Source organism: Hoeflea algicola, assembly GCF_026619415.1.
GTDB lineage: Bacteria > Pseudomonadota > Alphaproteobacteria > Rhizobiales > Rhizobiaceae > Hoeflea > Hoeflea algicola.
Genome location: NZ_JAOVZR010000001.1, coordinates 2,239,578 through 2,263,711, shown reverse-complemented (window position 1 = coordinate 2,263,711; position 24,134 = coordinate 2,239,578). Strand labels below are relative to the sequence as shown.

Annotated in this window: 21 protein-coding genes, 1 other RNA gene and 2 pseudogenes; 8 read left to right on the top strand and 16 right to left on the bottom strand. The window is 59.6% G+C overall.

All coding sequences use genetic code 11. The features are described 5' to 3' along the window. Positions 1–367: 367 nt before the first annotated feature. A complete protein-coding gene (locus OEG84_RS11115) occupies positions 368–2,185 on the bottom strand; it encodes an ABC transporter transmembrane domain-containing protein (protein WP_267653819.1) in 1,818 nt (605 codons plus the stop codon). Positions 2,186–2,388: 203 nt separating this feature from the next. Here OEG84_RS11115 and rpmE point away from each other — a divergent pair, with 203 nt between their 5' ends. Then, positions 2,389–2,610, top strand: a complete 222-nt coding sequence (gene rpmE, locus OEG84_RS11110) for a 50S ribosomal protein L31 (protein ID WP_267653818.1) — start codon at positions 2,389–2,391, stop codon at positions 2,608–2,610. A gap of 231 nt (positions 2,611–2,841) precedes the next feature. Here rpmE and rcdA read toward each other — a convergent pair whose 3' ends face one another. Together rcdA and OEG84_RS11100 are read right to left on the bottom strand one after the other, a co-directional pair. After that, positions 2,842–3,360, bottom strand: a complete 519-nt coding sequence (rcdA, locus tag OEG84_RS11105) for a protease adaptor protein RcdA (RefSeq protein WP_267653817.1) — start codon at positions 3,358–3,360, stop codon at positions 2,842–2,844. Between the two features lie 450 nt (positions 3,361–3,810). Then, positions 3,811–4,002 (bottom strand): DUF1192 domain-containing protein, encoded by a 192-nt coding sequence (locus OEG84_RS11100; RefSeq protein WP_267653816.1) that lies wholly within the window; start codon positions 4,000–4,002, stop codon positions 3,811–3,813. Positions 4,003–4,109: 107 nt separating this feature from the next. On the opposite strand from OEG84_RS11100, the pseudogene OEG84_RS11095 reads away from it, so the two are divergent. Next, positions 4,110–5,089, top strand: a pseudogene (locus tag OEG84_RS11095) (NAD(P)H-quinone oxidoreductase). Between the two features lie 12 nt (positions 5,090–5,101). Here OEG84_RS11095 and OEG84_RS11090 read toward each other — a convergent pair. After that, complete coding sequence (locus OEG84_RS11090; RefSeq protein WP_267653815.1) at positions 5,102–6,343, bottom strand: MFS transporter; 1,242 nt, start codon at positions 6,341–6,343, stop codon at positions 5,102–5,104. Positions 6,344–6,470: 127 nt separating this feature from the next. Between OEG84_RS11090 and OEG84_RS11085 the strand changes: the two genes are divergently transcribed. Then, the gene (locus OEG84_RS11085) at positions 6,471–6,632 is read left to right on the top strand and encodes a hypothetical protein (protein ID WP_267653814.1); all 162 of its coding nucleotides are present in this window, start codon (positions 6,471–6,473) and stop codon (positions 6,630–6,632) included. Here OEG84_RS11085 and OEG84_RS11080 read toward each other — a convergent pair. The 6 genes from OEG84_RS11080 to tkt all read right to left on the bottom strand — a co-directional run bounded on the left by OEG84_RS11080 (position 6,583) and on the right by tkt (position 14,963). Further along, positions 6,583–7,332: an SGNH/GDSL hydrolase family protein gene (locus OEG84_RS11080; protein WP_267653813.1), complete on the bottom strand. Its 750-nt coding sequence runs from the start codon at positions 7,330–7,332 to the stop codon at positions 6,583–6,585. The genes OEG84_RS11085 and OEG84_RS11080 overlap by 50 nt on opposite strands. Positions 7,333–7,457: 125 nt before the next feature. Then, entirely contained in the window at positions 7,458–8,351 is an 894-nt protein-coding gene (locus OEG84_RS11075) for a fructose bisphosphate aldolase (RefSeq protein WP_267653812.1), read from the bottom strand. Between the two features lie 176 nt (positions 8,352–8,527). Next, on the bottom strand, positions 8,528–9,724 hold the full coding sequence (locus OEG84_RS11070; RefSeq protein ID WP_267653811.1) for a phosphoglycerate kinase: 1,197 nt from the start codon (positions 9,722–9,724) through the stop codon (positions 8,528–8,530). Between the two features lie 110 nt (positions 9,725–9,834). Then, positions 9,835–11,634: a potassium/proton antiporter gene (locus OEG84_RS11065; RefSeq protein WP_267653810.1), complete on the bottom strand. Its 1,800-nt coding sequence runs from the start codon at positions 11,632–11,634 to the stop codon at positions 9,835–9,837. Between the two features lie 279 nt (positions 11,635–11,913). Beyond that, positions 11,914–12,924, bottom strand: coding sequence for a type I glyceraldehyde-3-phosphate dehydrogenase (gene gap, locus OEG84_RS11060; protein WP_267653809.1), 1,011 nt, complete (start codon positions 12,922–12,924; stop codon positions 11,914–11,916). A 44-nt stretch (positions 12,925–12,968) separates the two neighbouring features. Beyond that, positions 12,969–14,963, bottom strand: a complete 1,995-nt coding sequence (gene tkt / locus OEG84_RS11055) for a transketolase (protein WP_267653808.1) — start codon at positions 14,961–14,963, stop codon at positions 12,969–12,971. Between the two features lie 245 nt (positions 14,964–15,208). Between tkt and OEG84_RS11050 the strand changes: the two genes are divergently transcribed. Both OEG84_RS11050 and OEG84_RS11045 read left to right on the top strand, forming a co-directional pair. Then, complete coding sequence (locus OEG84_RS11050) at positions 15,209–15,481, top strand: DUF4164 domain-containing protein (protein WP_267653807.1); 273 nt, start codon at positions 15,209–15,211, stop codon at positions 15,479–15,481. 45 nt (positions 15,482–15,526) lie between these two features. Then, on the top strand, positions 15,527–15,883 hold the full coding sequence (locus OEG84_RS11045; RefSeq protein ID WP_267653806.1) for a cell division protein ZapA: 357 nt from the start codon (positions 15,527–15,529) through the stop codon (positions 15,881–15,883). A gap of 6 nt (positions 15,884–15,889) precedes the next feature. Here OEG84_RS11045 and OEG84_RS11040 read toward each other — a convergent pair whose 3' ends face one another. The 3 genes from OEG84_RS11040 to OEG84_RS11030 form a co-directional block, all read right to left on the bottom strand. Next, the gene (locus tag OEG84_RS11040) at positions 15,890–17,686 is read right to left on the bottom strand and encodes an alpha/beta fold hydrolase (RefSeq protein ID WP_267653805.1); all 1,797 of its coding nucleotides are present in this window, start codon (positions 17,684–17,686) and stop codon (positions 15,890–15,892) included. A gap of 123 nt (positions 17,687–17,809) precedes the next feature. Continuing rightward, positions 17,810–19,093: a surface lipoprotein assembly modifier gene (locus OEG84_RS11035; RefSeq protein WP_267653804.1), complete on the bottom strand. Its 1,284-nt coding sequence runs from the start codon at positions 19,091–19,093 to the stop codon at positions 17,810–17,812. An 87-nt stretch (positions 19,094–19,180) separates the two neighbouring features. Next, entirely contained in the window at positions 19,181–20,239 is a 1,059-nt protein-coding gene (locus tag OEG84_RS11030; RefSeq protein WP_267653803.1) for a transferrin-binding protein-like solute binding protein, read from the bottom strand. A 269-nt stretch (positions 20,240–20,508) separates the two neighbouring features. Here OEG84_RS11030 and ssrS point away from each other — a divergent pair. After that, positions 20,509–20,666: non-coding RNA, 6S RNA (gene ssrS / locus OEG84_RS11025), on the top strand. A 71-nt stretch (positions 20,667–20,737) separates the two neighbouring features. Here ssrS and OEG84_RS11020 read toward each other — a convergent pair. Next, positions 20,738–20,947: a LuxR C-terminal-related transcriptional regulator gene (locus tag OEG84_RS11020; RefSeq protein WP_267653802.1), complete on the bottom strand. Its 210-nt coding sequence runs from the start codon at positions 20,945–20,947 to the stop codon at positions 20,738–20,740. A 233-nt stretch (positions 20,948–21,180) separates the two neighbouring features. Here OEG84_RS11020 and OEG84_RS11015 point away from each other — a divergent pair. Both OEG84_RS11015 and OEG84_RS11010 read left to right on the top strand, forming a co-directional pair. After that, a pseudogene (locus OEG84_RS11015) lies at positions 21,181–21,754 on the top strand (5-formyltetrahydrofolate cyclo-ligase). Positions 21,755–21,761: 7 nt separating this feature from the next. After that, on the top strand, positions 21,762–22,586 hold the full coding sequence (locus tag OEG84_RS11010) for a TIGR00282 family metallophosphoesterase (RefSeq protein WP_267653801.1): 825 nt from the start codon (positions 21,762–21,764) through the stop codon (positions 22,584–22,586). A 24-nt stretch (positions 22,587–22,610) separates the two neighbouring features. Here the strand turns inward: OEG84_RS11010 and OEG84_RS11005 are convergent, their stop codons facing one another. Then, entirely contained in the window at positions 22,611–23,189 is a 579-nt protein-coding gene (locus OEG84_RS11005; RefSeq protein ID WP_267653800.1) for a tetratricopeptide repeat protein, read from the bottom strand. 2 nt (positions 23,190–23,191) lie between these two features. Next, on the bottom strand, positions 23,192–24,025 hold the full coding sequence (locus tag OEG84_RS11000; protein ID WP_267653799.1) for an MBL fold metallo-hydrolase: 834 nt from the start codon (positions 24,023–24,025) through the stop codon (positions 23,192–23,194). Positions 24,026–24,134 lie beyond the last annotated feature (109 nt).

Genomic DNA, 24,134 nt, shown 5'->3' with positions numbered 1-24,134 from the left:
GAAAAGGACACGTAACGTGTCCGGTAGGTCAGCCCACCCAAACGCCAGCAAAAACCACACAGTATAGCAAACGCCTGCCAAGAGCAGGGTCCGCCACTCCGCGTCATTCCGCATTGTGGATACACCTTCTGAATGTTCCTGTTATAGCCCGCGGACAAGGTCCCGTCTCCCGCGTGGCTTCCAGACGAACAAAGGCTATTTACCCTGATTTGAGGGATTTCACAAGATTGTTACGGGCTGTAGTGGCGCGTGTTCGCCTCGCGACGCAAAAGCAGTCTCCCGATCCCAAGAAACACGGCAGAGTGATATAGTCAGGTCAGTCGGAGCCGAGCCCGGTTTGAGCAGGCTCGGGTCGTGGTTTGGAGACTCAGCCCGCTTCGGTTGCCGCAGTATTCGGGGTCAGCGCTTCGGCGCCTAGTTCAAACTGCAGGCGTGCCAGACGGGCATAGAGACCACCGCGCGCCACCAGTTCGGTGTGATTGCCCTCTTCTATGATCCTGCCCTTGTCCATCACCAGAATGCGGTCGGCGCGAAGTACTGTTGCCAGCCGGTGGGCGATGACGATGGTCGTACGGTTCTGCATCAGCCCTTCCAGCGCCTTTTGCACCAGGGTCTCGCTTTCCGCATCCAGCGCCGAGGTGGCTTCATCAAGCAGCAGGATCGGTGCATCGCGCAGGATGGCGCGGGCAATGGCAACCCGCTGGCGCTGGCCGCCCGACAAGGTGATGCCGCGTTCGCCAACCGGGGTGGCGTATCCCTGATCCAGCGCTAGGATGAACTCATGAGCTTGTGCCGCGCGGGCTGCGGCCTCGATGTCTGCCTGGCTGGCGTCAGCCCTGCCGAAGGCAATGTTGTCGCCAACACTGCCGGCGAAGATGGTCACGTCCTGCGGCACCAGCGCGATGCGGTCGCGAACATCCGTGGGGTCGGCCTCCCGGATGTCGACTTCATCGATCATTACCTTGCCGGCGGTGGCGTCGTAAAATCGCAGGATCAGTGAAAACAGGGTCGACTTTCCGGCACCTGATGCTCCGACCACGGCGACGGTTTCGCCGGGCCTGACATGAAAGCTGGCGCCGGTGAGCGCCGAGGTGCCGGGCCGTGCCGGATAGGCAAAACGTACGTTGTCGAAACGGATATCGCCAATCGGCGGATTGGGCAGGCGCGTGGGGTTTGCGGGTGCCCGGATCTCCGGCACTTCATCGAGCAGTTCGCTCAACCGTTCGGCGGCGCCGGCGGCTTGTGAAAGTTCGCCCCAGACTTCCGACAGTGCGCCAAGGCTTCCTGCGGCAAACACCGAATACAGCAGGAACTGGCCGAGGGTTCCCGGTGTCAGTTCGCCTGACAGCACCGATTGCGCCCCGTACCAGAGCACCGCTACCACTGAGCCGAATGCCATGGCGATAGCAAAGCCGGTCAGCACGGAGCGGGCCAGGATTGATTTGCGGGCAGCACCAAAGGAGGTTTCGACCGCCTCGCCGAAGCTCGCCTGGGCGTGGGCCTCGGTATTGAAGGCCTGCACTGTTCGAGTGGCGCCGATCGCCTCTCCGGCAAAGGTCATCGCTTCAGCAAGGGTATCCTGTGCGATGCGCGAGCGCTTGCGCACCTTGCGGCCAAAACCAACCAGTGGAAACACGATCAGCGGAATGGCCGCGAGCACCAAACCCGAGAGCTTGGGCGAGGTGATGAACATCATGCCGCCTGCGCCCACGCACAGAATCACGTTGCGCAGGGCAACCGAAGCGGTGGCGCCGACGGTTGACTTGATCTGGGTGGTGTCGGCGGTCAGCCGTGAAATGATTTCGCCCGACCGATTGGCGTCGTAAAAGGAAGCCGACAGCCGGGTGACATGGTCGAACACGTCACGGCGGATGTCGGCGACCACGCGCTCGCCAAGCGTGATGACGAAATAGTAACGACAGGCCGAGGCAAGTGCGAGCAACAGGGCAATTGCCGCCAGCATGGAAAAGTAGCTGTTGACGAAGCCCGCGTCCTGAGCCGAAAAACCGTGATCGATCATCCGGCGCACGGCGGTGGGAAGCGTCAGGGTGGTGATCGCCGCTGCCAACAGCGCGGCAAGGGCCCCCAGCACAAGTCGCGGATAGCGCTTGATGTAGGGGAAAAGCCGGGTAAGCGGCCGCACGGAACGGCGCGCTGCCGGTTGGGTGTTGGATTGATCTGCCACGTCTTCTCCTGGGCTATGCGTAGGCGGCCGGTGAGGGGCTCGCAAAAACAGACGCGGCCCTTGTTATCGACGGTGCCTTCATGTATAGGCTCGCCATCGAATTGGAAAGCCGTTGCCCACACGGACACCGGCTTCATTTATGTGTTTGGCCAATATGCCGCAAGCATTGTTGCGCAGGGGCCTCCCAACGGCAGGACGAAAAAATGAAGGCGAACATCCATCCCGAATACCACATGATCAAGGTGGTCATGACCGACGGCACAGAATACATGACCCAGTCGACCTGGGGCGCTGAAGGCGACACCATGAACCTGGAAATCGACCCGAAGTCACATCCGGCATGGACCGGCGGCAATCAGCAGATGCTGGACCGCGGTGGCCGCCTGTCGAAGTTCAAGAAGCGCTTCGAAGGCCTCAGCCTGTAAGATTTCCGGTTTTAACCGGACGATCAAAACCCGCCGGTTTCGGCGGGTTTTTTTGTGTCTGCCGGCCCGGTGCGGACCGCCACTGCCCATCCGAAATAGTCTGGTCCGAATGATGGATGCCTGGGCGTTCATATCCCTGCCACACACGCAAAAAAAGCCCGCAACGGATGTGCGGGCCTGACTGTCTTGGTTGTTCGTGCTCAAGCAGGTCTGCCCAAGCACAGCACCGGTTCAACGTCTGGAGAAGACCGTCTGCAGGAGATGCTGCTGGGCCTGAACCGAGTTTTCATTGTCAGGCTTGATCGCTGCGGCTTCCTCCGGGCGGTAGATTTCGCGGTCGAGCATCGCGACACGATTCTGGATCCGCAGCGAGCGTTCAACCAGATCACGGAAATTTTCGGGCAGATCGACCCAACCGGGCGCCGAGCGGTCGCAATTGAAGCTGTCGAGGCGGACCTTGCTTTTTTCGGCCATGACCTGGTCGCGGTTCATTTCGCCATTGTTGACGGCGCGCTGGAGCAGCAACCAGGAGGCCATCTGCATCAGCCGCGTGGTCAGACGCATCGATTCTGCTGCGTAAAGCACAGCAGCGATGCGCGGCAGCGATTTCGACGAGGTTCGCCCCGGTCCGTCGAGATAATTCGCGGTTTCCTCGACCAGCCCCATTCCTTCGGCGTAAAGCGCCTTGAACTGGGCCGAATTGGCCATGCGGTCTGCGAGATTGACGGTGTTGAGACGGGGTTCTGACATTGGCCGGGAAATCCTGATTACGAAATACACTGCAAGTCGGCTATCGGCTTGACGTCATCCATTGGCGCCGAGCCCTTGTATCTTGGCGCTTTGAGAGCGCCTCGGCAAGTTTATTGTTAAGAAAGGGTTAACGTCACAAATGCCGGCATATAGTGGATTCTTGCCGGGATTCAGCATGGTTTTCGAAGAGGATTTTGCAGCACGCACAAGCCGGTAGCAATGGCTTTCAGCCGGTTATCCCGGTCAATCAACAACTCAATGCGGGGAGCTATAAACAAAAAAAGAGCCGCACCAGCGGCTCTCAAGAGTTTAACAGGGAGGCGTCAAACAGTGTGACCCTGGGTCAAACTGTCAAATCCAGGAAGCCTGGATGCTTATAGTAAACACTTGTAAAGCTTACCTGGAGCTTAACAAACTTCGCAAATTCAATAAATATATGTTTTTACTGAACTATTTTGATTTGAAAAAATCCTCTGCAGCGCTGCGACTGGAGGTTTTCGAGGCCTTATCGGCTTCCAGTCGGACGATTTCCTGCTTGAGAAGGGTGATTCGTTCGTCCAGCTCATCAGCCGAGAGGAAGGTCAGATCGGCCCCGATCTCGTGTTGCTTGTTGGATTTCGGGCGGTCATCGTCAGCAAACATTTTAATGGCCCTCACAGTTCCAGCAGTGGTGTCCGCGCAGCGTGAACCTTGCCCGGACTTTAGCCCAAGCCTATGGTTCGGCAAAGCGGTAGAAGGAGAGTGAATTGATGCGTGCAGTTGAGATCCGGGAACCCGGCGGCCCCGAAGTGCTGACTCTCACAACCCGTGACCGGCCGGTGCCTGGCGCGGGAGAATTGCTAGTCAAGGTGGCCGCGGCCGGGGTCAACCGCCCCGATTGCCTGCAGCGGCAGGGTGCCTATCCGCCTCCAAAGGGGGCTTCCGACATTCCCGGCCTGGAGATTGCCGGCGAGGTGGCAGACGTCGGTGCGGGCGTTACCCGCTTCAAGCAGGGAGACCGGGTCTGTGCGCTGGTGGCGGGCGGCGGCTATGCTGAATTCTGTACTGTCAACGAGACCAACGCCCTGCCAGCGCCCAGGGGCTGACCATGGTGGAAGCAGCGGCGATTCCGGAAACCTTCTTTACGGTCTGGCACAATGTTTTCCAGCGCGGCGGACTGACTGCGGGCGAGACCTTCCTGGTACATGGCGGCACTTCGGGCATCGGTACAACGGCAATTCAGCTCGCCAAGGCGTTTGGCGCCAAGGTGCTGGCCACCGCCGGTTCGGAAGCCAAATGCGCTGCCATGCGTGATCTGGGCGCTGATCTTGCCATCAACTACCGTGAGGAAGATTTTGTGGCCGCGGTCAAGCAGGCGACAGACGGCAAGGGCGCCGATCTGATTCTCGACATGGTTGGTGGCGAGTACATCAGCCGCAATTACCAGGCCGCCGCCGTTGAGGGGCGGATCGTTCAGATCGCGTTTCTCAAGGGGCGGATGGCAGAGGCGGATTTTTCGCTGCTGATGATGAAGCGGCTGACCCATACCGGGTCGACATTGCGCGCACGCGATATCGCCTTCAAGGCCGCGATCGCCGATGAGTTGCGCCGGCAGGTGTGGCCGCTGTTGAGCGACCGCAAGGTGTTGCCGGTGATGGATTCAATCTTCCCGCTCGACCAGGCCGCCGCTGCGCACCAGCGCATGGAGGATGGCGAGCACATCGGCAAGATCGTGCTCGACGTCAGCTGACGATCACTCGGCTCAGTTCTCCGTCGTTGACGCGCGCGGATCGAGATTGATCGATTCCGGTGTGGCGGCGCGCGCCGACGGGATCGAGGCGAAGTTCTCGCGTTCGTCGGCTGGGATCGCCGCACGGATACGACTGCGGATGATGGCGTAACCGGCGACGCCGAGATGGGCCACGGCGGTGACGGCAAACAGCAGATACGGGCTGTAGGCCATCGCCACGCCACTGATCAGCGGACCGACAATGGTGCCTATGCCATAAAGCAGCAGCAGCCCTCCCGACACAGTGACGAACTGGTCGTTGGCGGCATAGTCGTTGGCATGGGCCACGATGATCGAATAGAGCGTGTAGGACATCGCACCATAGAGCGAGATCAGACCGAACAAGACGGCAATGTCCGACGGCATCACAACCACGATGGCCAATCCTGACAATCCGGCGACAGCCGCCAGGCCGGCCAGCACATAGCGGCGGTCTATCCGGTCGGACATCCGTCCGGCAGGCAACTGCATGACCGCGCCGGAGAAGATGGTGATCGACATCATGGTGGCGATGGTGATGGTGGAAAGACCGACGTCGGCGCCAAAAACCGGCGCCAGCGTACCGAAGGCGCCGTTGGCGATGCCGATTAGCAGCATGGCGACAAACGATACCGGCGAGTTGCGGTAGATCATCTTCAGATCAAGCTTCACTTCCTTCAACGGCGCCGGGCTCGATGCCGTGGACATCGCCGTCGGCAACAGCGCCAGGCAATACAGAATGCCGGCGATGATGAAGAATGTGGTCTGCGAAATATCCCCCAGCACGATGCTCATCTGCCCCGCGACGATGGCGATGTATGTGACGGTCATGTAGAGCGAAAAGATCAGTCCGCGGGTTTCGTTGGTGGCGCGCTCGTTGAGCCAGCTCTCGATGATCATGAACGAGGCGGCAATGGCAAAGCCGGTGACTACCCGCAGCACGATCCAGATCACCGGATCGACCAGCAGACCGGTGAGCAGGGCAATGATGGCGATCATCGCCGAAAATGCCGAAAACGCCCGGACATGGCCGATTCGGCGCACCAGCCGCTGTGAAAAAATGCAGCCAAGCACGAAGCCGGTCGCCCAGGACGTACCGAGCAGGCCGAGCGATGTTGGCGAGAAGCCTTCGGCGCTGCCGCGCATGGGCAGCAACAGGCCGTGCAGGCCATTACCGGCCAACAGGAAGGCGGTGCCCAACAGCAAGGACAGGACGGGAAGAATATTGCTGCGCATGACGTTCCGGAAAGCTGGAGGAGGATTGGCCGTCGGGTATTGCTTCGGCCCCGAATCAGGATGACACAGGTATTTGACCCCAATCATGACCGGTGTATGGCTGAATGGCAAAATAAGGGCGCGTTACATGGCGGTGAAAATTCTGGTTATTCTGGTTCTGGTGGCCATGGTCCTGCACCTGATCAAACCCTTCGGGCTTCCGGGTCTGCGGCAGCGTAAAGATGCCTGGAAGATCGCGCTTATTCTGATCGCCGCGATGATGATGGCGCTGGTGTTTCGGCCAGCATGATACGGGCCAAATGTGCCGCCCAATGCTGATAGCCGGCCGCATTGGCGTGAAATCCATCGACGGCGAAGCCCTCAGGCCCTTCGATCGGCAGGGGTTCCACTGCGGTGGCATAACGCTCCCGGCAGAGCTGGGCGCCCATCGCGTTGATGATCTGCACACGCAAGGACAGGATGAAGGCCAGCGCGGGCGGCAGCGCCGGAACGCCACGCATGTCGACCACCGGTGACCAGAAGATCTTTGCTTCCGGCCAGCGCGCGTGGGCGGCGTATAAAAGTCCACCGAACCCCTTCTTGAAGCGGGCGCGGGTGACATAGTTCTTGGCGTCATTGGTGCCGACGGTCAGCACCACATGGGTGAAATCGCGTTCCTCGATATTGGGGACGACATGATCGCGGATCTGTTCAGCGATAGCCGAGTTGGCGCCGGCAGTGCGCCACGACACCGGCTTGCGGGTTGCCTGGTGCAGTAGGGCGGATAGCTGCGGGCCCAGCGTCTGATCGATTTCAGCCGCACCGACGCCGGCTGCGGATGAATCGCCGATGACCAGCAGCCGGATCTCAGCCGGACCCTCGCCTATCTGGCCGCGGGGCAATCCTGGCGGGGGCGGCAGGCGGGGTGCTGTTTTACGCACGCCCAGGCCCTTGATCAGGGCCACGGGCAGCAAAAGCCAACTCAGTAGACTTGCGGTTACCGTATTCATGATGTGGCTTTAGCGGATTTTTGTTTCGAGTTGAACTATTTCCAAGGTCGGTAATCACAAAAAAAACCACCCGGAAACTGTCGCTTCCGGGTAGTTCGGGATCCTGGATAAGGCGGGAGCGCCGATCAGGCTGCGCGGGAGGCTTTGAAGATGCTGTCGATTGTGGCGGCCAGCATCGCGTCGAATTCGGCATCCGTCTGGCCCTGCGACAGCCCTTCGGTCAGGGCACGCGAGAACGAGGCGATTACGCCCTTGTTGGCACTGAGCAGGCTGTTGGCTTCATCGCGGGAATAGCCGCCAGACAGGGCAACAACACGCATGACGCGCGGATCATCGACCAGCGTCTTGTAGAGATTGGCCTTTGTCGGCAGCGACAGTTTTAGCATCACCTGTTGCCCCGTGGGAACGGTGTCGAGGTGCTGGCGGATCGCATCCAGCAGCAAGTTTTCCGCTTCGGCCTTGTCGGCGATCTTGATGTTGACTTCCGGTTCGAGAATCGGCGTCAGCCCGTGGCCGAGGATCTGCCTGCCGATCTCGAATTGCTGGGCGACGATCGCCTCGATCCCGTCCTTGTTGGCGGCGTTGACGACCGAGCGCATCTTGGTGCCGAAGACATTCTTGGCGATCGCCCGTTCAAGAAGTGCATCGAGGCCACCCATTGGCTTCATCAATTGCACGCCATTTTCTTCGGCCATCAAGCCCTTGTCGACTTTCAGAAACGGTACAATCCCGCGCTTGTCCCAAAGATAATCGGCGGTGGGAATACTGTCGATTTCACCATCCATGGTGCGTTCGAACAGGATCGCCCCAATCACCTTGTCGCCGGTGAAGGCGGGCGACTTGATGATGCGGGCACGCATGGCGTGGATCAGCGCGAACATCTCCTCGTCATTGGAATAGCTGTCCTCCGTCACGCCGTAGAGTTTCAGCGCCTTGGGTGTGGACCCGCCCGACTGGTCGAGCGCGGCGATAAAGCCGTCCTTCTCTGCCATTTGTTGCGCCATGGTCGCATTCATCATGCCGTATCCCCTGTTCATCAGAATCTTGAGGGCTGCTTTAGCAGATGCTGCAACCGGGGGAGAATAGGCTCGTGGCAGCTTGAATCGATTGAAAATCTTTCAATCGATTGAAAACACAAGTGTTTTTGAAGCATGCTTAACGATGGGTCGCGCGTTAAGCAGCAAAGGCGCTGCTTTTAGACCTTGAGCACATCAACGCCGGGCAGGGGTTTGCCTTCCATCCACTCCAGAAACGCACCGCCAGCGGTGGAAACATAGGTGAAATCTTCGGCAACGCCTGCATGATTGAGTGCAGAAACTGTATCGCCGCCACCGGCCACCGAGACCAGCAAGCCTTCCTCAGTGCGGCGGGCTGCATGCTGAGCTGCTGCCACCGTGGCTGCATCGAAGGGTGAGATCTCGAAGGCGCCGAGCGGGCCATTCCAAACTAGCGTGTCGGCCTTGGTGATCCAGGCATTGACCGCCTCGATCGACTTCGGCCCGACGTCGAGCATCATGGCGTCAGCGGGAATGGCATCAACATCAACAGTTTCGTTGTCGGCGTCAGCCTTGAATTCACGTGCCACAACGCCGTCAACCGGCAACACCAGCGCGCAGCCGGCGGCTTTGGCTTCGGTTTCGATTTCGCGAGCGGTTTGCGCAAGGTCATGCTCGCACAGTGATTTGCCGACATTGATGCCGCGGGCGGCGAGGAAGGTATTGGCCATGCCGCCGCCGATTATCAGCGCGTCGACCCTTTTTACCAGGTTCTTGAGCAGGTCGATCTTGGTGGAGACCTTGGCGCCGCCGACAATGGCGACCACCGGGCGCGCCGGGTTGCCAAGGCCCTGTTCCAGCGCGGTGAGTTCCGCCTGCATGGCGCGACCGGCATAGGCGGGTAGGTGATGCGCCAGGCCCTCGGTAGACGCATGGGCGCGGTGGGCCGCGGAGAAGGCGTCATTGACAAAGATGTCGCCGTTCCTGGCCAGGGCCGCGGCGAAATCCGGGTCATTGGTTTCTTCGCCGGCATGGAAACGGGTGTTTTCGAGCAGCAGGATATCGCCATCAACCATCGCTGCGATTGCCTTCTCGGCGATCTCGCCGATGCAATCGGCGGCAAAATGGACGCGGTGATCAAGCACGTTTTCGACCACGCCGGCGATTGATTCGAGCGACATTGATGGAACCACATTGCCCTTCGGACGGCCGAAATGCGCGAGCAGGATTACCCGCGCTCCCTTGCCGGACAGTTCCATAATGGTCGGCGCCACACGTTCGACGCGGGTGGTGTCGGTAACCTTGCCGTCCTTGACCGGGACATTGAGATCGACGCGCAGAAGAACCCGCTTGCCGGCGAGGTTCGTGAGATCATCGAGGGTTTTGAAAGCCGTCATTGATTGTTCCATTCGTCAAGTAGCTGTGCCGCGGAATTTCGGGGCGGACATTACACCGCTTGCCGTGTGGTGCAAGGCAGCATTGGTGCGACGATGCCTGCCCGGATGCCTCACTTCCGGCGTTTGCGGGTGTATTCGCGTATCGCATGGATGATTTCCCGCAGGTTTAAAAACAGCGGGAGGCGGGTGGCCGGGGCGACCGGTTCGAGCGAAACCCCGATCATGGTGGCGTTGCCATGCTCGTCGGTCTGGCGAACGATCAGCACGATGCGGCCAATTTTTACCCGGTCGGCATAATCGAGCTTGCCGCCCAGCCGCTGCTCCATCAGTTCCGCAATGGTCATTGATTTTTCGGCCTTGCTGAGCAGGCCAGGGCCATAGGCAGCATCGAGCTCTTCCCCGGTTCGGGTGGGGGCAATCGTGAAGGTTCCGAAGAATTCATTGTCGTTTTCGCTAACTGCGACCTTGGAAGCGAACAGCCGGTCGAGAAGGCGTGAATAGCCCGGTGCGATGAAGAGATAGACCTGATCGTTCTCACGTAAACGGCCGGCATATTGATAGCGCATGGATATGCCGTCGCGAATGACGAGGGAAGGCCGTGCCCAGCGGGGGATCCGTTCGCCGCGCAACACCGGGCTGTCTGCTACCACCCGGTAGGCGAGAAGTTCATGGTTGGCCGTGCCCGGCAGATCAAGTTCGAGCTTGTCGATGGCGCCGATTTGCGGCGGGACGATTTGGCCAAGGCGTCGGGCAATCGGCTTGACGGTCCAGCCCTGGATGGCAAGTGAAACCATGACCACGATGAAGGTGGTGTTGAAATAGAGCTGACCATTTTCGAGATTGCCGAGAATCGGCAGGATCGCCAGCAGGATCGAAACCGCGCCGCGCAGGCCAACCCAGGCGACAAACCCGGTCTCGCGCTGGGTATAGTCGAAGGGCAGCAGGCACAGCCAGACCGCTATTGGCCGGGCGATGAAGACCAGGAAGATTGCGAGTGCGATGGCGGGAAGGGCGATCTGCGGGAATTGCGAAGGTGTCGCCAGCAGCCCCAGAACCAGGAACATGATAATCTGCGCCAGCCAGGTCATGCCTTCCTGAAAGCGGACGATTGATGTCCGGGCCTGCAGCTTCTTGTTGCCGGCGTAAATCCCGGCAACATAGACCGCCAGGAAACCACTGCCGCCGATGGCCGAGGTGTAGGCGAATACCAGTAGAGCCAACGCCAGCACGAAGATCGGGGCGAGCCCGCGTTCCACAGGAACCCGGCGGATGATCTGGACAATGAGAACGCCGCCGCCGAGGCCGAGCAGCAAACCGCCGCCGATCTGTTTGGCAAACAGGATAAGCAGGTCAAGGCCGATATCGTCCAACCCTTGATTGTTGGCCATGATGCCGACCAGCGCAGCGGTGAGGAATATCGCCATCGGGTCGTTGGTGCCGGATTCGACTTCCAGCGTGGAACGGACCCGGTCGCGGATGCTGATGCCGCCGGTACGAAGCAGAAAGAACACAGCGGCCGCGTCGGTCGATGCGACGATGGAGCCCAGGAGCAGCCCCTCCAGCCAGGAAAAATCGAGCAGGAAGCGTGCGGCGACACCAAACAGGACAGCGGTCAGCAGCACGCCAAACGTTGCCAGCGTGAGGGCAGGGAACGAGGCCTGCTTGAAAGACTGCATCGAGGTTCCGTAGCCTGAATCAAACAGGATGATCGCCAGTGCGATGGAGCCCAGCATGTAGGCAGCGGAATTGTTGGAAAAATCGATACCCAACCCGTCGACGCCGGCCACCAATCCGATCAGCAGAAACAGCAGCAACAATGGAGCGCCAAAACGTTCGGCCAGAAGGCTCGAAAATGCCGCGATCAGAACAAGCGCCGTCGACGCCAGCGTTACAATGTAGAATGTGTCCAACCGTCTTCCCTAATCCTGATCGCCCTGGCCGGCCCGCAGTTTGCGGCGCTGTCAAAGAATATGAAATGGCCGGGGCTGCGGAGCAATGCTTCGAGCCTCAAAAGACGGAAATTTAACGATAATCACGGTGAGAGTTGGGCCGGCTACGGAAATATCGGTGGGCGTCCCGCTTCATAGCGTATTACGCACCAGAATCAGCACCGCCACCGTTCGAAACAAACGGTGGCGGCACAATCGTCAAAACGATGTCGCGGCTCAAAAGCTGCGGATCGGGTGGTGCTAGATCAGCTTCGCCATGGCGACAGCGGTGTCGCCCATGCGGTTTGAGAAGCCCCATTCATTGTCATACCAGGTCAGGATCGACACCAGTGTCCCGTCCATCACCTTGGTCTGGTCAGCATGAAAGATCGACGACCGCGGATCATGATTGAAGTCGATCGACACCAGCTTTTCCTCGGTGTAGCCGAGAATGCCCTTGAGCGGACCTTCGGCGGCGGCCGCACGGATGAAGCCGTTTACCTCCTCGATCGAGGTGGTGCGCTTGGCCACGAACTTGAGGTCGACGACAGAGACGTTCGGGGTCGGTACGCGAATCGACGAGCCGTCAAGCTTGCCGTCGAGCTCGGGCAGCACCAGACCGATGGCTTTGGCGGCACCAGTCGAGGTCGGGATCATGGACATCGCCGCGGCGCGGCCGCGGTAGAGATCCTTGTGCATGGTGTCGAGGGTCGGCTGGTCACCGGTGTAGGAATGGATCGTCGTCATGATGCCGTGTTCGATGCCAATGGCATCGTTGAGCACCTTGGCCACCGGTGACAGGCAGTTGGTGGTGCATGAGGCGTTGGAAACGACGATGTCGTCCTTGGTCAGGATGCCATGGTTGACGCCATAGACGATGGTCTTGTCGGCGCCAGCAGCCGGGGCCGACACCAGAACCCGCTTGGCGCCGGCTTTCAAATGCAACGCCGCCTTGTCGCGGGCGGTGAAAATGCCGGTGCATTCCATCACGATGTCGATGTTGAGATCGCCCCAGGGCAGGTTTGCGGGATCGCGTTCGGCGAAGACCTTGAAGCTCTCCGAGCCCACCGAGATGGTGTCGCCGTCGACCGTAACCTCATGCGGGAAACGGCCATGAACCGAATCATAGCGCATCAGGTGGGCGTTGGTTTCAACCGGACCGAGGTCGTTGATGGCCACGATATCGATGTCCTTGCGGCCCGATTCAAAAATGGCGCGAACCACATTGCGGCCGATCCGGCCAAATCCGTTGATGGCGATCCTGGTCTTCATCCTATTCCTCCGTCCTGGGTCTGGGGGGCCTGTCCTTGTCGGGATCAGGCCTTGTCGTCATGTAGGCGCGCTTCAACCGCAGTCACTGCAGCCTTGGCGGTGATGCCGAAATGCTCGTAGAGTTCCTTGTAGGGGCCGGAAGCTCCGAAGCCGGTCATGCCAATGAACAGGCCGTCGGAACCGATGAAACGGTCCCAGCCCTGGCGAATGCCGGCCTCGATGGCGATCTTGACCTTGGAATCTCCGATTACCGCGTTCTTATACTCCCTAGTTTGCTCTTCGAACAACTCAAAGCAGGGAACCGAAACGACGCGGGTGGTATGACCATTTGTCTCAAGCATCTCGCGGGCTTCGAGAGCGATCTCGATTTCGGAGCCGGAGGCGAAAATTGTCACTTCCGCATCGCCGGCCGAGACCAGGTCATAGGCGCCGTAAGCGGAAAGGTTTTCCTCAGTGAAATCGGTTCGCACCGTCGGCAGGTTTTGCCGGGTCAGGGCGATGCCGCTGGGGCGCTTCTGCTGCTCCAAGGCAATCTGCCAGCATTCCGCGGTTTCCACCGTATCGGCGGGACGGAACATCAGCAGGTTGGGGATGGCGCGCAGCGCGGCCATGTGTTCGACCGGCTGGTGGGTCGGGCCGTCTTCGCCAAGACCAATCGAATCATGGGTCAGCACGTGGATCACGCGGATGCCCATCAATGCCGCCAGGCGGATCGAAGGCCGACAGTAATCCGAGAAGATCAGGAACCCGCCGGAATAGGGAATCAGCCCGCCATGCAGCGCGATGCCGTTCATCATGGCAGCCATGCCGTGTTCGCGGATGCCGTAGTGAATGTACCGCCCGGAGAAGTCGTCTGGCGTAATCGCCTTGGTCTGGCTGGTGCGGGTGTTGTTGGATCCGGTCAGATCGGCCGAGCCGCCGAGAGTTTCGGGGATCACACCATTGATGATTTCCAGTGCCATTTCCGAGGCCTTGCGGGTGGCCACCTTCGGCAGGTCTTCCGTCAGCTTCTGCTTGTAGGCAATCATGGCCGGCTCAAAGCCGCCTGGCAGGTTGCCGCTCATGCGGCGCTCGAAGGTCATGCGGATATCGTTGTCGGCTGCAGCAAGACGTGCTTCCCAGGCCTTGCGGTCCTTTACCGATCTCAGACCGGCCAGACGCCAGGCGTCGAGAATATCCGACGGCACGACGAAGGGTTCTTCTTCCCAGCCGAGGGCAGCGCGGGCGCCGGCAATTTCCTTGTCGCCGAGCGGTGAGCCGTGGGCGCCGCTGGTGCCCGCCTTCTTCGGTGCGCCGAAACCGATAACCGTCTTGGCGGCGATCAGGGTCGGTTTGTCGGAAGCCTGCGCGGCTTCAATCGCCTGGGCGATGGCGTCCGGGTCATGGCCGTCGATATCCAGCGTGTTCCAGCCAGAGGCGGCGAAACGCGCCAGCTGATCGGTGGAATCGGTCAGCGAGACCGGGCCGTCGATGGAGATCGAGTTGTTGTCCCAGAACACGATCAGCTTGCTCAGCTTGAGATGGCCGGCAAGCGTGATCGCTTCCTGGCTGATGCCTTCCATCAGGCAGCCGTCGCCGGCGAGCACATAGGTATGGTGATCGACCAGTTCGGCGCCATACTCGGTGGCGAGCTTGCGTTCGGCGATAGCCATGCCGACGGCATTGCCGAGGCCCTGGCCAAGCGGACCGGTGGTGGTCTCGATGCCGGCAGCGTGCCCGTATTCCGGGTGACCGGCAGTGGGAGAGCCCAATTGACGGAAATTCTTGATGTCATCGAGCGAGATATCATCATAGCCGAGCAGATAGAGCAGCGAGTAGAGCAGCATCGATCCGTGGCCGGCCGAAAGCACGAAGCGGTCGCGGTCTGGCCAGTTGGGTTTTTTCGGGTCGAAGGTCAGGTAGCGCGAGAACAACACCGTGGCGATGTCGGCTGCACCCATCGGCAAGCCAGGATGACCGGAATTTGCTTTCTCAACGGCATCCATGGATAGAAACCGGATTGCATTTGCCATCCGGTCGTGTTTTTCGCGTGAAATCATGACAGTTCCGCCTTGTCGCGTTCAGGTCAAACCCGGGCCATTAGTGGACCGGATTGAAGGCCGCGCACACATAGCAGTTGCTTCGGCGGAGTCAACAAAGGGCTGAAAACGGCTGGCCGGTGGACGACTGGGGATCAAACGCGCGGTTTTGTTGACGGCTTGTTCGGCTGATGGGTAAGCTAGCTGCCACAAGTATCCGGAATTCAAGCGATTCGGCTTGTAATCCAGATCCAGGGAAGCTGACGATGCCCACTGAAAAAACAGTGAAATCTGCACTTGAGGCATTAAACAAAGCCTTGAACCAGCTCGACAATGAGGTTGACCGGCAAGTTGAAGCGAGTCGCAATTCAGTCGAGGCCGCTGCGGAGCTCAACCGGATGATTGAAGATCGGTCCCACATCGCCCAGGAACTCGATCTGGCACAGGACCGCGCCAACCGTCTGGAGGAAGCCAATCGCGAGGTTTCACGCCGGTTGGTGACGGCGATGGAAACCATTCGGGCAGTGCTGGACCGCTGAGGTCTCGGGCTGCTTAAAGTTTACCGAGTTAACAGGACAGGTTGAATGGCTCAGGTCACCGTTAGTATCGACAGCAAGACCTACCGAATGGCCTGCGAGGAAGGCCAGGAGGAGCATCTGACCGAACTCGCCGGCCGATTTGATCGCTATGTCGGGCATCTCAAGGGCCAGTTTGGCGAAATCGGCGATCTGCGCATTACCGTGATGGCGGGAATCATGGTGATGGATGAATTGCATGAATTGCAGCGGCGCATGCGCGGGCTTGAAGCTGAGGTCGAAACCTTGAAGAAAACCCGCGACAACGCACTGACCAAGGTTGATAAAACTGATCACGATCTGGCAGCCGCGCTGACCGAGGTGACGAGCAAGATCGAGAAAATCGCCAAGAAATTGAATGGCTGACTGCGTTCAGGCCGCGGTTTCGGCCACAGCGCCAACCTCTTCAAGCGCGGCGACCACCCTGTCGGGGCGGGCGTGCAGGACATGTTGGCCAATACCCTCGACCTCTTCGTAGCGGCACCCCGGTATGCGGCTGGCGGCAATACGCGCCAGCTGCGGATTTACCGCCGGGTCGGAATCGCCATGGAGAACCACCACCGGCAGATTCAGCATCGGCAAGAGATTGCTCCAGTCCGAATTGCTTGAAGAAGTGTCGGCGAGGAAGGCAGATGCTCCACCGATGGTGACGTGGCGAATGCCAGCGCGCAGAAGCCCGTATATTTCCGGGTCCCGGATCGCCTGGCGGTCGCCGTTGCTGTGTTCGGTGAGCGTTGACAGATATCGGCGCGACCCCCCGTAACGCAAATAGGAAACCGCCGTCAGGGCGATGAAGCGGTGCGCCGCCCAGGAGGCAATGCCGCTTGACATGGCCAGTTTCTGAAGCCCGCCGGTGGGCATCAGGTGATCGGCGATCTGCAACGGAAAATAGGCAGAGCATAAAACCAGACCGCGGACCCGTTCCGGATAGGCGAGACAGAATTCGATCGCTGCCTTGGCGCCGAACAGATGCCCCAGGACAAGGCAAGGACCAGCATCGTGGCGGTCGCAGAGATGCAGTGCGTCATCCACGCATGTGTGCATGAACGACGTGCCCCGGCGTGGGCCGTCGCTGGCGCCGTAGCCGGGTTTGGAAGCGCCCAACAGTTCAAACCCCGATTGCCGCAGGCTTTGCCGGATGGCCGGTGAAAGTTCCGGACTCTGCAAAAGCCCATGGAACATCAGGACCGGGGGACGCTTCTGCCTTGCCCGTCGGTCGATCGGATAATGGACATAGCTGACGGTGCGTCCTTCCACCGTCATCCTGCGCCAGGCCGAACCATCCTGCGCAAACGGGAAATTGCCGGGAGCCGGTCCCTCGAGACTTACCGGGGTGAATGGTTCGCCCGACAGGGCTGCCAGGCTGATGAGATCGTTGACCACCTGGACTGCTTCCACGCGGGAGGTGACACCAAGCTTGCGGAAGATTGCCTGGGTTTGGCTCTTCACGGTGTCGACGGACCGGGACCGCTCCTTGGATATGTCGACATTCGATTTGCCGTAGGCCATCAGTTCGAGAACTTCGATTTCGGAAGGAGACAGGCCGAGACTGCCGGCGAGGATGACAGAGATGTTGCGGCTCCAGCTGACGCCGGGAAGGGTGATGACAATGACGTCCAGTGCGTCATCCCGTGTCAGCGAGACGAATCCGCCATCGCCTTCGGTGCGGATGAAGCTGCGCCTGCTGGGCTGGGGGACCTCGTTTTGGCCAAAAAGCAGGGCAATGCCGGCAACAACGGCACCGCTGAAATGCTGCCGCACCTGATCGATCTGTTCGGCGGTGCAGAGGTCCTCGCCATCGGCAATGATGGTTTGCCTGCTCTTGTCGAGCTTGATCCCGACCCCTTCGAGATAGCCGAAAATACGGCGTGCTTCTGCGGATTGTGCGACAATGCGAAAAGCCCGGTCGACCACCAGTTTGAGCGCCGGCCCTTCGACCAGTCCACGGTACTTCGCTTCCGGCGCTGGCGCCATGACCTGCGCCAGTTCAGCGGCGATCTGGAAATGAGTTTCGATTTCGCCCGAAAAATCCGGGTGACCGGTTTCGCCGACAACCAGAAAATCCTCGAGATCCTGCATGAAGTCGGTGAATTCCTGCTCGCCCTTGAAGTAGGAATAGATCGCTTCGATCGCCTGTGTAAGCGGGGTCGGCCCTCCGACTGCATTCATGGATCGAGTACCATCCCTGTGCGCTGCTGTTGTGCGGCGATCTTACACAAGCTTGCGCCGCTCTCAAGCAGATTACAGCAAATCCGGCGAGGCGCTGTGTAAGGGACATGTATTTGGTGGAGCTCAGAATGCCTTGGTGAAAGTAAGGTCCATTCCACTTGATTGATAATCGAAGAAGGCGACGTTGCTACTTTGCGCCTTGTGGAATATTCCGATGATCGGAGAGAAACCGGCAATCTGGAATCCGTCCTTGCGGAATGAACTTCTGACTTCCCAGAACTTGTCCTCGCGCACGAGCCCGAGCCCGGGGAATGGGCTTTTGAAATCCCGGGTCCCGCCGGTGAGGGATGCGTGCATCCGCACGCCAAATCCCAGAGCGGTCTCGAGCCCAACTGTCCCCGATCTGCTGTCATAGGAGTTCCACGGCCGCGCCGGGTCGGTTTCTCTCTCGAAACTGCCGGAGAGGCTGAGCGCCAGGCGGGTCGAAAATGATCGTCTTATCGACGCCGTTGCCCGCGTGGTGCGCGTATTGGCGGCGGCGTTGCCGTCGTAAGATCTGTCCATGTGGATGATTTCGCCTGACGCCCACCAGCCTTGCGAAAAATTCCATTTTCCCGACAGACGCCCGCCGATGGCGTAGCTGTGCCGTTTCAGATTTTGCCAGCGCCGGTCGATGATTGCTTCGGCTTGCAGTGTATAGCGGAGTTCGCTGTGGCGAATGCCGGCCCTGATCTCGCCTTGCTGCTGGTCGTACTGATCATTGGAATAATCCGTGACACCAGCTGAAAGCGCGCCGTAAAGCGAAGTTTTTTCCGTCAGGGCGTGGGAATAACCGGCGACGGCTCCGGCCTTGAAGCCCACTCCCGATTGTTGGCGAGCACTGTTGGCGATCTGGAACGGCAACCCGCCGATCATCACGGTTGATTGCGTGGTGCCGTCGTTGACATTGGTTGAGGGCGCCAGGGAAAAGTAGCCTGAAAGCGAAAACCCTTCGGTGGCCCCGATGCGGCGGGAAAGCTGCTCGAGTTGACCCCGGTCACGTTCAAGGTCGACGACGTCGGTCACCTGGTTGAGATGATAGCCCGCCGCCTGCCGCTTTCCCTGGATCGCCAGGACCTTGACCAGTTCGATGCGAACCGCGTCGATATCGGGTTGCCGAGAGAGAATCTCGCGCAATATCATTTCAGCGCGGTCCGGGCGACCGGTACGCGCATAGACCACGGCAAGCAGATAGGCGGCCGGGATCGCTTCGGCCCCCTGGAAGCGGCTTTTTGCAAGAATACGCTCGGCGGCTGGGTAGTCGCCAGCCGCGACCAGAGTTTCGGCAGTCCTGAACGGAGTTTGCGTCTGAATGTTTGCGTGCACCGGTGTGGCGAGCAGCAAGGCAGCGAGGAGCGATGCTATCATCGCTCCTCGCTGCTTCGTTGCCGTGCGCCACTTTCGCGCTGGTGTCGGGGAACCCGCGTGGGTCATTGCTGCACTGGCCTGCAACAATTATTGTTTCACCGCACCGATCCCTCCGGACATGATGTAATCGCGGTTCTGGCCGTCAATCGGGGCATTGCCCTCGATCAGGAAGGCAGCCGCTGTTTCCGCCGCTCCGTCTCCGAAGAAGGCGCCGATTGCTTCATTGCTGCTGGTGGTGCCGATCGCCTGTTTGTTGGCGTCAACCAGGGTGGCGGTGCCGGTGTACTCGGCGCCGGTGATATCGGCCTTGATGTCGAGCCCGGTGATGTCGTTGTTGAGCACGACCATGTTGTTGCCTTTGTAGGTGACAAACTGGGCGCCGCTGATGCCGCCGGTCACCTTGCCGGCTCCAAAATCCGCCGCCAGTTCAACCTTGCCGCCGCGAAGGCCCATCTGCTGCATGGTTCCATTGTCGTCATAAACAGATGTGCCGCCTTCGGTGAAGCCCTTGTAGGTCGCCATTCCGGTTGCGGGCATGTTGGTCGTGTTGTTGCCGATGTAACCGACCGCGTAGGTGGCGGTGGCGTCACCGTCCTTGCCCTCCTGATAGCGGATCGTGGTGCCATGCTTCATGACGATCTGTTCAACGAATTTGTTGTTCTCATAGACATTGTAGACGCCGACAGATGACAGGTTTGCTGTTTCGTTGGAGGCCTGGGCATCGCCGAAATTGCCGTTCTCAAAATAGACATTGCCCTTGGCGTCCTTCATGCCTGCAATGGCGGTACCATTTTCGAGCATGTCGGGAGAGGAAGCGGAAATCAGCGCCGGATTGGTGCCCTGAGTGTTGGTGGGGTTCTTGTCCTCGTCCGCGGAGCCTTCGATCTGGATGCCGCCGGCCTTTGATTTTTCGAGTATTTTGGCCTGCTGGATCTGATGCTGCGAGGTTGGCAGCTTGGTGTAGCTGTTAGTCGACGCGGTGTTCGTGGCGTTGGCGCGGAATGCCAAGGCCTTGCCCGAGGCCTTGATTGGCAGCGCGCCGCCAGCGGCGAGCCCGATCGCGCCGCCTGTTGACGAGGTGCATCCGCTGATGGCGGGAACCAGGGCAAGGAGCAAGGCGCCGGAAATTGAAACAGTTTTTTTCATGATTTATCCCCCGCCCCGACACCAGACTTACCATCAGCGTTATCCGCTCAAATGCGGCCCGCCGGAAATGGGGCTGTTTTCCGGAGTGCCGCAGAGATCCCGACCTCAGGAAAGCGAGGCGGTTTGATGCCGGAACGGAGAGAACTCTTCACATTCCGGTATTCTGATTTAGGGGAGGTGTCGTGTGCGGCTCAATCACCTGAACGGGTGAAAACGCGCCTTGCTCATTTGGCAATTGGAGTTGGCCAACAGATACCCTATATAGCAGAAGCGATCTGCGCCTCTCGACAGGATACACAATCCCCGGGGCCTTAATTGATCCTAAGGGAGCTGTCCCTGGCCGGACTCGTGGGTCCGGTCATATGGCACCCACCTACGTTGTAGGTTCCCGGGATCGAAAAAATCCATCGGTTGCCGTGGATCGCACTTTTCCTGCAGGTTGAGACAGTATGGACCGGTTGGAAACAGCGGCTCTGACGCGCCCTTGCTGTGGAACGCCTACTCGATCAGGCCCATTTTGAGAGCGCGGGCGATGGCCTCGACCATGGTGTTGGCCAGCAGCTTCTTGCGGATCGAGGCAAACAGCAATTCGACCTTGTTCGGACAATCGTCAAGATGGCCGGCAATCGCATCCACACTCTCGCCTCTTGCCGCCAGTTGGAGGCAGATTCGTTCGGAATCGGACAGTTGGGTGGAAGCCTCGGTCATAAAGCCCAAAATTGAATATGCTGGAATACATGGCTTATTGTTGTCTGAGGCGTCTATGCGACCGTGCCGTCTGCGAGGCAATCTGATCTCACCAACGTCATTTACAGAGTTTCATTGCTTGTCTCGAATTGGCACGGCCTGGCGCGGTTGCGCCTGAAGGCCAGTGCGCAGAGCATTGACCTTGGCGATAATTGGCGGCACGACGTCCGGCAATGAATGAAAAGGCTGAGGGCATGCAAAGCAAGCAACAGGTTCGGATGGCGATGCTGGCTCGCCGTGACGCGCTCACGCCGGAGAACCGGATCGAGATGAGTCTGGCGATGGCGGATGCCGTCGAAGCCATCGAGTTTGAGCCGGGCGCGGTGATCGCCGGCTATCTGCCGATCTCGTTCAGAACCTGACCTGCGGCCCTTGCTGGCGCGGTTTCGTACGCGCGGGGCGCGGCTCTGCTTGCCGGTCGTTATCGACCGCGAGACCATCGTCTTTCGTGAATTCGTGCGCGGCGCAGAACTGGTCGATACCGGGTTCAAGACCGTCGGTCCGGGCCCCGAGGCCGAAATCCTCGATCCGGACTTGCTGATGATGCCGCTGTCGGCATTCGATGCAGCGGGCAACCGGTTGGGCTATGGTGCTGGCCACTACGACCGCGCCATCGCCCGGCTGCGTGCGAAGGGCATGCGGCCGCGACTGATCGGCGCAGCTTTCTCCTGCCAGGAGGCCGAATGCCTGCCAATTGAGGGGCATGATGTGCCGCTGGAGATGGTGGTGACCGAGCGAGGCTTGCACAGATTTCCTGAAGGCCTATAGAGAACTGATGCGCCTGTTATTTCTTGGAGATTTGGTCGGACGATCCGGCCGCACCGCGGTCTGGAACCGCCTTCCTGGCTTGATCCGTGATTTCAAGCTGGATTTTGTCATCGTCAATGGCGAGAACGCCGCTGGCGGCTTCGGCATTACCGAAGAGATTTTTCTCGAAACGCTCAACGCCGGCGCCGATGTGGTGACGACGGGCAATCATGTCTGGGACCAGCGCGAGGCGCTTGTCTACGCCGACCGGCAGGAACGTTTTCTGCGTCCGGCCAATTATCCCGCAGGGACGCCGGGGAGAGGTTCCAATCTCTACATTGCCCGCAATGGCGCTCGCGTGCTGGTCGCCAATGTGATGGGGCGGGTGTTCATGCACCCGGATCTCGATGACCCTTTCTCGGCCGGCGAATCCATTCTTTCGGCCTGTCCGCTGGGCGAGCAGGCTGATGCGGTGGTGTTTGATTTTCATGCCGAAGCGACCAGCGAGAAGCTGTGCTTTGCGCATTTTATCGACGGACGGGCCAGTTTCGTTGTCGGCACCCACACCCATGTGCCTACCGCTGATGCGCAGATTCTCAATGGCGGCACCGCTTATATGTCGGATGCCGGCATGTGCGGCGATTATGATTCGTCGATCGGCATGGAGACGGAAGAACCGATCAACCGGTTCCTGACACGGATTCCGAAAGGCCGCTTTGAAGTGGCCTCAGGCCCGGCAACGATCTGTGGCGTCGCGGTGGAAATTTCCGACCGCACCGGCTTGGCTGAAAAGATCGCGCCGCTGCGGATCGGGCCGCGTCTGAGCGAGACAATGCCGGACTTCTGGAACTGACCGACGGGCGTTGATTCGTCTTCGTCAGAGCTCTTGTTGCGTGCCTTTGATCAGTGGCCGTTTGGCATCCGGATCGGGCGGCAACAAGCCACGTTCCTTGAGCCATGGATGGATTTTGACGGCGCGCGCCAGTGCCGAGTAGGCGACCCCGGTGCGGCCCATGCGCATGAGTACGTGATACATGCCCGACCAGGCGCCGAAATGATCGGGATCGAGTTCCACCGCCTTTTCGAGATCAGATAGCGATCCGTCGATATTGTCGCGCAGGAACCGGACAAAGGCGCGCTGGCTCCAGCCCTCGGCATAGGTGGGCGCATCGCGAATGGCGCTGTTGAAAGCTTCCTCGGCGGCTTCAAAATCATAACTTTCGCGCCGTTCCATGCCCAGATCGATGGCGTCGCGGACAGCAAGCGTTGGCGCCTGGTTCAGCCACCAGCGCCAGATGGCGTTTTCGGCCGTGCGTCCTTCGGCTTCGGTTTCCGCGCTCTTGAGTGCCGCAAATAATTGCTCGCGCTGGCTTTCGCCGGCCGCAAGCAACGTTGATGGCGCCATCGTCACAAGGGCAAAGGTCGCTATGAAGCTCAGAAACGCGCGTCGCAGCATGATCAAACTCCCTTGAGCACCAGAATTGTTGGGCGACGCGGCAGGGTGCGGGCAGACACGGTGACGCTGTCACTGCCGACATAGTCAGTCACGAAAGCATCACCCATCATGTCGATGAAACTCGACAGCGGCGCCCCACGGCGGTGCATCGGCAGCAGGATCGAGGATTGCAGGCGTTTGGCAATGCCGGTCATCGCCCCGTGGCTCAGCGTCAGGCCACCATCAACCGGCACCATGACGATGTCGAGCCGGCCGATCTGTGCAAAATGGCTGTCTTGGAGGGGATGATGCAGATGGCCGAGATGACCGATGCAAAGATCCGCGACTTCGAAGATGAAGATCGAATTGCCGTCTTGTTCGACAGCGCCGAAATTGCGGATGTCGGTGGTGACATTGCGGATATAGACATCGTCAACGACAACATCGTGATCGGCCCGGCTGTGGTCGAAATTCCAACCGCGAAGCACATGCTCGATCCGCTCGTCCGGGGCCAGTGTGAAATGCGAGGAATGCGCCTTGTTCATGGTCACGACGCGCGGGACCGCGACCTTGCCCGACCATCCATTGTAATCGGTGGCAATGGTGACACCCGAGGGGGTGGTGATGACATAGGTGGAATGGCCGGCGAACTGGATCTCGACCTCGTCGTCACCGAACGCAGCCGGCGTGAAGCTTGCAGCGGGATCTGCAGGTGTCAGGTTGGCATAGCTGGCGCCGGGCAGGGCCTCGGCCACAGCCATGCATTGGCTGAACGGTTGAGCTTGTTGCTGCGCTTGGGCGTGGACCGGCAAGGCGATCCAAATGCAGGCCAGCAGAAAAGATATCATCCGGGGCATGCGAGGCTCCGCGGTAGACTTTTCGGGGTGCCGTTAAATGTAGCGCGTTGGCGGCAGAGGTAAAGGCTGCTCTCTGGCAACCGGCGTTTTTTGGCAGGATCCGGAATGC